The following is a 6601-nucleotide window of genomic DNA, read 5'->3' as shown; positions in this document are numbered from 1 at the left end:
CACTCTCTTCTGCTTCCTCACTTCTTGCATATCCTTTCTTTTCTTATAAGTTTTCTTTTGGTCATATTTATTATCTCCGGGTAGGGGATACCCTTTCCCTTTACTAACCAAATTATAAAGCGAGAAAGATGTAGAACAAATTCCCAAAATTTTTTCATTATAGTGTGATTTACAATTATCAGCAAGATTTAAATGGTTAGGCAATTTATAAGTTTCTAAATACCATACCATTAGCTTTAATATATCTATCAAATATTTGACATATTTTTTATATCAAATTGCTATCTTGTTGATTTCCTATCTCTTACTTGTTATCGGTAACGGGAGAGAGCTAAGAGAGAGCCAGGGGAGAATTAGATTTAAGAGATAGGATACATTTTCGTTTTATAAGTGGTGATATAAAATATATCAATATCTAAGATGGTTGATAATTATTTATTATTGAATAGAGATTAAGGAAATACAAGGTTTCCGGACTTGATTTGGATAAATTCTTTCATCTGACTTTATATATTTATCCAATTTACCACCAAATCTGGAATTCGGAAGGACACTTCAGCTATATCAATTTTAATTTTTTGGGTATAAGGATTATATTTCTATCAAATAGATAAGGTAAAAAGTATTTACTAAAAAGAAAGAGACCACCGGTAGGGGGATTGCCGGTGGTTTATGTGGGCAAGGTACCCACTTTATTAGTAAGTAGAGGATAAGATAATTAATCTAAAGCTTTCAAGAAAGAAGGTAAATCGGTGCGCGGGTTAAGTTTTTCAGGTTCTTTCTTTTTATTTTCCGTGTCTTCTTCCTTATGGGCAGTCTGGTTAATGTTCAAAACATGGAAAATATCTTCAATTTCATCTTCAGTAGGATATTTGGGATTGGCGGTTTTTGTATGTTTTTCTGGTTTAACCATTCCCTGCGATAAACTTATAAAATCACCGATTTGGTGAGTAATATTTTGCAAACCTGTAGCGATGATAGTGACGGTAACTTTTTCTTCCATATCCGGATCAATAATAACCCCCATAATAATATTAGCATCTGAACCGGTTACATTAACGATTACACTTGTAACTTCTTCCAGTTCACTCATTTTAAAGTCTTTCCCTCCGGAGACATTAATTAACAGAGATTGACATCCTTGAAGGCTAATATCACTAAGTAAAGGATTGTTAATAGCTGCTTCAGCTGCAAGAATAGCGCGGTTTTCTCCTTCTCCAACACCTGAACCCATAAGAGCAAAACCACCATTTTGCATAACAGTCTTAACATCGGCAAAGTCTACATTAACCAACCCATTAATATTGATAATATCGGAAATTGCTTTAGCTGCTTCATAAAGAACATTATCTGCCATAGCAAATGCATCCAGAAGAGGTCTATCTGCATAGATTTCGCTAACTCTGGAATTAGGAATAACGATAAGAGTATCCACATATTCCACAAGTTTATTAATCCCTTCCTTGGCATTGGTCATTCTTTTTGAACCTTCAAATGGAAAAGGAGTGGTTACAATTGCCAGTGTAAGTATGTCCAGGTCTTTAGCCAGTTTTGCAATGATTGGAGATGCACCAGTTCCAGTTCCACCACCCATTCCTGAAGCGATAATGACCATATCAGCGCCTTCCAAATGGCTCTTAATCTCATCTTTAGCTTCTTCCGCGGCTCGTTCTCCCAACTCAGGATTGGCGCCTGTTCCTAAACCACCACAGAGTTTTTTACCCATCTGTAGTTTCATCTTAGCCTTATTTTTCATTAAATCACTATTATCGGTATTGGCAACGATAAATTCCACACCGGTTAACTCTTTGCTTATCATCGTGTTGACTGCGTTTCCACCTGCACCACCAACACCTATTATCTTGATATTAGTGCCGATTTGACCTGGTTTTTCATCAAATTCAATCATTTGTTCCCCCTTTAAGAGCTTGTAAATTCCTTAATTATATTTTTTATTTTATCTAATAGTTTTGAAGCTTGAAAATTACCGGGAAGACGAACAGCATTTTTATAATCACGGTCCAAAGATGCAGCATAATAAAGCAATCCGACGCAGGTAGCAAAATCAGAATCTTCCAGTCTGCTGATAGACCCATTTAATCTATTTAGATTGGGAGTGGCAATTTTCACATTAAGATTGAATATATTCTTCACCACTGCATCAATTTCCTGTAACTTTGCAGTACCACCAGTGAGAACTATTCCTGCGGTAACGAGTTCTGGTGTATAAAAGTTTTTTAAATGTTCATAGCAGAGGGTCAACATTTCTTCCACCCGATGCTGAATTACATGACTAACCAGAAGCTGAGATTTTCTTTGAGATGCTCTTCCACTGATTCCTTCTATCTCAATTTCCATATCTGGGTCAACACTATTGGCAAGCGCTACACCATAATGAGTTTTGATATATTCAGCATTAGAAAGCGTTGTCTTCAATCCTATAGCCAGGTCCTCAGTTATGTCTGCACCAGCCATAGGAACGACCAGCACTTTTTCCAGAACGCCACGATGGAAAAGACTTAGGTCACAGGTTCCACCACCAATATCAATGAGTAAAGTTCCCAGACGACGTTCATCATCAGATAACACAGCTTCTGAAATGGCTATATGATTTAGGATAAAATTATCCGGCTCAAGGTCATAACCAGCAAGTTCTATGCATTTAGCGAGATTTCGCAGAGGAGTAACTTCACCAAAAATGGTAAGTACTTTGGTCATTAAATGGAACCCAGTCATCCTGATGGGATTGCGAATATCATCTTGTCCATCAATTATAAAGCATTGAGGAATAGCATGTAAGATTTGAGACCTTTCAAACCCTTTCTGAATTTTAACACTATTACGTGCATCTGCAATGACCTGGTCTATATGTTCTTGAGTAATTTCACCTGGTTCATTAGGACTGTTGGTGGGTATAGATATGCGTCCATCACTTAATACGGTGCGAATATGCTCACCAGTAACATTAGTAAATATATTAATAGCTTTGGTGGAAGCGGCATTTTCTGCTTCTTTGATGGTTTTTTTGACTGCTTCTGCCACTGCTTGAATGTCTTTTACGATGCCTTTTTCTATCCCTTCGGAAGGGTTTTGACTGATACCCAGGACTTCTATATGTTCTGGAGTCTTTATTTTGGCAATTATGCAACGAATGTTAGAAGAGCCAATGTCCAGTGCAGTAATAATATTTTGTTTCATCTCAGTTTCCTGATTTAACGACTACTTGATTGTCAAAACGAAGGTCTAAAATGGCATTATTGCTAACATTACCATTATCTTTAACAAACTCATAACGAGATAATTGACGGGCAAGATTTTTGGTGCTTGGAATAAGCCGCAATCCATTCCGCGCATCTATTATATAGACTGTGTTATTAATAGTGTAATATTCAGAAATATTGGAAAGGAATTCCGGTGATTCTGTCTTAATTTGATGATGTACTTCAAGAATTTTAGCTAATGAAGCATTTTTTATAGGTTTACCAGGATGAATATCAGCATTATTTATTAGAAGATTGACTATGGGTAAATTTTCATTATAAACTGAGCCAAATTTTTCCAGAACTACACCTTCATCATCAATAGGGAAGAGGTCACCCTCCAGAGTCTTAACATAAAGACAGCTTTTCCGTTCGGTTACAATTATATTGAGAGTGTGAAAAAGACGTCGTTGCACTTTTACATCCTTGATTCGTGAAAACTTTTTAACTTTACTGATAACCTCATCTTTACTGATAGAAAACAGATTCTTTCCCTTAAAAGACTGCGTCGCTTGTATCAATAAACTATCTGAAACAGTAGAATTGCCAGAAATCTGGATTTGTTCAATATTAAACCAGCTAACCGTAGAAAACAGATAATATGCGCCATAGACAAAAGCAGCTAAGCCAATCAACATCAGGATAAAATAGATGAAGTAACGGCTATGACCGCGTCTTTTCCGATTAGGGACTTCTTTTTGCAATTCTTTATATTTCATCATATTAGGTCTATAAAACGGTTTTTTTAAATTTTTAATCTACTTCTCTAAGTTTTTATCATTTTCAGACTTAGAATTTTTGTCAACAGCTTTCTTTAATTCCCTTAAAATTTCTTCACCATATTGCCAGATATTTCCTGCACCCATAGTAATTAAAATATCATTAGGCTTTAAAAGCGATAAAGTTAAGGGCACAATATCTTCATTTTTTTCTATGAGAACGACATTATGATGACCTGATTGGATAGCCGCATCCGCAATCAGTTTGGAACTCACTCCTTCAATGGGTTCTTCCCTTGCAGGATAAATTGGTGCAAGAATGAGACAATCACAGGAAAAAAAGGCATTAGCAAACTCTTTATAGAAATCTCTGGTGCGAGAATATAGATGAGGTTGGAAAAGTGTTACAATCCTACGCTTGGTGCCTTCTTTAAATCCATCCAGAGTTGCAGTTATTTCAGTAGGATGATGTGCGTAATCGTCATAGATTGTAATTCCGTTAGCTGTTCCTTTCAGTTCAAATCTTCTGTATACACCACTGTAACTTTCCAGACCTTCTTTGATAGATTTGAAAGGAATATCCAGTTCCAAGCCAATCCCTACTGCCATAAGAGAATTTAAAATGTTATGTTTTCCGGTGACTTTTAGATTAATTCTGCCCAGGCGATAACTTTTATAACTGACATCATATTCTGCCATAAAATTTTTCATTTTGATGTTTTGTGCTTGGATATCTGCCTGTCTTGAAAAACCATAGGTGACGATTCTTTTATTGATTTCAGGCAGGATAGATTGCACTCCAGGATCATCCAGACAGGCGATTACGCTACCAAAAAAAGGAACTTTATTGGCATACTCAATGAAAGCTTTCTTTATCTCATCAAGATTCTGATAGCAATCCAGATGGTCTATATCAATATTGGTAATTCCAGCAATACAAGGTGAAAGTGTAAGGAAAGAATGGTCATATTCATCAGCTTCAACCACAATATATTGTCCCGAACCCATCACATTATTAGAACCATAGTTTTTGATTTTTCCACCGACTATGATAGTTGGATCCAGACCTGCGGCTTCCAGCACTAATCCAGTCATAGAGGTGGTGGTAGTCTTTCCATGAGTTCCAGAAATACCAATAGAGAAACTCATTCTGGTAATTTCAGCCAACATTTCAGCTCTTCGTATAACGGGGATTTTTAATGCTTTTGCTGCTTGAATTTCAGGATTATCATCTTTTATAGCAGAAGATCTGACTACCACATCCACATCTTTTACCAGAGCAGGATCGTGACCTTCAGTTATTTTTATTCCCAGAGATTCCAGATGCCTGGTGATATCGGTCTTTTTTAAGTCAGAACCAGTTATTTCCAGACCTTGATTATGCAGGAATTCAGCGATTCCACTCATTCCAATGCCGCCGATTCCAGTAAAATGTATTTTTCTGGTTTTTCCTAACATTTTTTCACTCCTTTCCTAAATCTTTAAGAATCGCCTGAATAATATCCTGTTTAGCTGTATTGGGTGGAAGACTTTCCAGATTATTTTTATAAAAGTCATAATTATTCAGGATTTTATCCATAGAATTCAAAAGGGTTTGTGTGTTTAATTCAGCTTGAGGTAATAGAATAGCCACTCCTTTCTTTTCCTGTTCCCGAGCATTATAAAATTGATGATTTTCTGCCGCAGTTGGAAGAGGAATCAAAATTGCGGGAACTGCATTTGCTTCCAATTCTGCTATAGTTATAGCTCCAGCACGTGTTATAGCTAAAGTGGCAAAACGATAAAAAGAAGAAAGCAAAGGTGAAAAATCAAAGATATAAACCCCTGAAAGGTTAGAGAATTTATTAGCATAATTAGAATATCCTTGCTTACCTGTTTGCCAGATTAATTGCCAATCTCTTTTTATAATTTGAGGTAGTGTTTTTTCAATTACCGAATTAATAGCTTGAGAACCCTGACTTCCACCTGTAACTAAAATAACTTTCTTTTCAGGATTAAGTCCAATCTCAGTTAAACTTGATAAAGTAGCTTTTTCCTTTTTTTCGGCAAGAGGGACACCTACTTTTTGGACTCGGCTTTTCTTTAGAAAAGATTTAGTTTTATCATAAACTGTGAAAGTTATACGACTATGTGGTGCAAGAAATTTAGTGGTAAGTCCAGGATAACTATTACTTTCATGAAGATAAAGTGGAATCTTCATAATAATTGATGCCAGACCTACAGGTCCAGAGACAAAACCTCCAGTACAGATGACAGCATCAGGCTTAAAATCCTTCATTATTTTCTTGCTTTCAAGCAAAGAAGAAACCAAACGAAAAGGAAATAAGAGATTAGCAGGATTAAACTTCCGATATAACTTTTGCACTTTAATGGCTCTAAAGGGGAAACCTTCCTCCTGAACAATATGCTCTTCCATCCCGCCTCTATTTCCTATGAACATAACTTCATTACCAAGTTTCTTAAATTCTTGAGCCAGGGCTATAGCAGGAAAGATATGACCTCCAGTGCCTCCACAGCCAAAAAGGATGCGAACCCTAAGATTTTGATTTGAAGATAGATTATTCATTTCCAAAATTAAGTGAGATTATAGAGACAATCTGGGAAATATAAGATATCCAGTAG

At 36.2% G+C, this 6601-nt stretch carries 5 protein-coding genes and 1 pseudogene; all 6 read right to left on the bottom strand.

What is annotated here, in order from left to right:
- A pseudogene (locus E0946_RS07335) lies at positions 1 to 252 on the bottom strand (hypothetical protein); the annotation flags it as partial.
- Between the two features lie 466 nt (positions 253 to 718).
- On the bottom strand, positions 719 to 1909 hold the full coding sequence (ftsZ, locus tag E0946_RS05730; protein ID WP_133201510.1) for a cell division protein FtsZ: 1191 nt from the start codon (positions 1907 to 1909) through the stop codon (positions 719 to 721).
- An 11-nt stretch (positions 1910 to 1920) separates the two neighbouring features.
- The gene (ftsA, locus tag E0946_RS05725) at positions 1921 to 3198 is read right to left on the bottom strand and encodes a cell division protein FtsA (RefSeq protein WP_133201509.1); all 1278 of its coding nucleotides are present in this window, start codon (positions 3196 to 3198) and stop codon (positions 1921 to 1923) included.
- A 1-nt stretch (position 3199) separates the two neighbouring features.
- Positions 3200 to 3982, bottom strand: coding sequence for a cell division protein FtsQ/DivIB (locus E0946_RS05720; RefSeq protein WP_133201508.1), 783 nt, complete (start codon positions 3980 to 3982; stop codon positions 3200 to 3202).
- Positions 3983 to 4018: 36 nt separating this feature from the next.
- Complete coding sequence (murC, locus tag E0946_RS05715) at positions 4019 to 5437, bottom strand: UDP-N-acetylmuramate--L-alanine ligase (protein WP_133201507.1); 1419 nt, start codon at positions 5435 to 5437, stop codon at positions 4019 to 4021.
- A 4-nt stretch (positions 5438 to 5441) separates the two neighbouring features.
- Positions 5442 to 6545 carry an undecaprenyldiphospho-muramoylpentapeptide beta-N-acetylglucosaminyltransferase gene (gene murG, locus E0946_RS05710; RefSeq protein WP_133201506.1) on the bottom strand — a complete coding sequence of 368 codons (1104 nt, stop codon included), beginning with the start codon at positions 6543 to 6545 and terminating at the stop codon, positions 5442 to 5444.
- Positions 6546 to 6601 lie beyond the last annotated feature (56 nt).

It is taken from the genome of Candidatus Syntrophosphaera thermopropionivorans (assembly GCF_004353895.1).
Lineage (GTDB): Bacteria > Cloacimonadota > Cloacimonadia > Cloacimonadales > Cloacimonadaceae > Syntrophosphaera > Syntrophosphaera thermopropionivorans.
This window is presented reverse-complemented; position numbering and strand designations above follow the sequence as displayed.

Excerpts from the sequence above, each read along its gene's own strand:
- ftsZ (WP_133201510.1), bottom strand. The coding sequence starts at position 1,909 with ATGATTGAATTTGATGAAAAACCAGGTCAAATCGGCACTAATATCAAG.
- ftsA (WP_133201509.1), bottom strand. The coding sequence starts at position 3,198 with ATGAAACAAAATATTATTACTGCACTGGACATTGGCTCTTCTAACATT.
- E0946_RS05720 (WP_133201508.1), bottom strand. The coding sequence starts at position 3,982 with ATGATGAAATATAAAGAATTGCAAAAAGAAGTCCCTAATCGGAAAAGA.
- murC (WP_133201507.1), bottom strand. The coding sequence starts at position 5,437 with ATGTTAGGAAAAACCAGAAAAATACATTTTACTGGAATCGGCGGCATT.
- murG (WP_133201506.1), bottom strand. The coding sequence starts at position 6,545 with ATGAATAATCTATCTTCAAATCAAAATCTTAGGGTTCGCATCCTTTTT.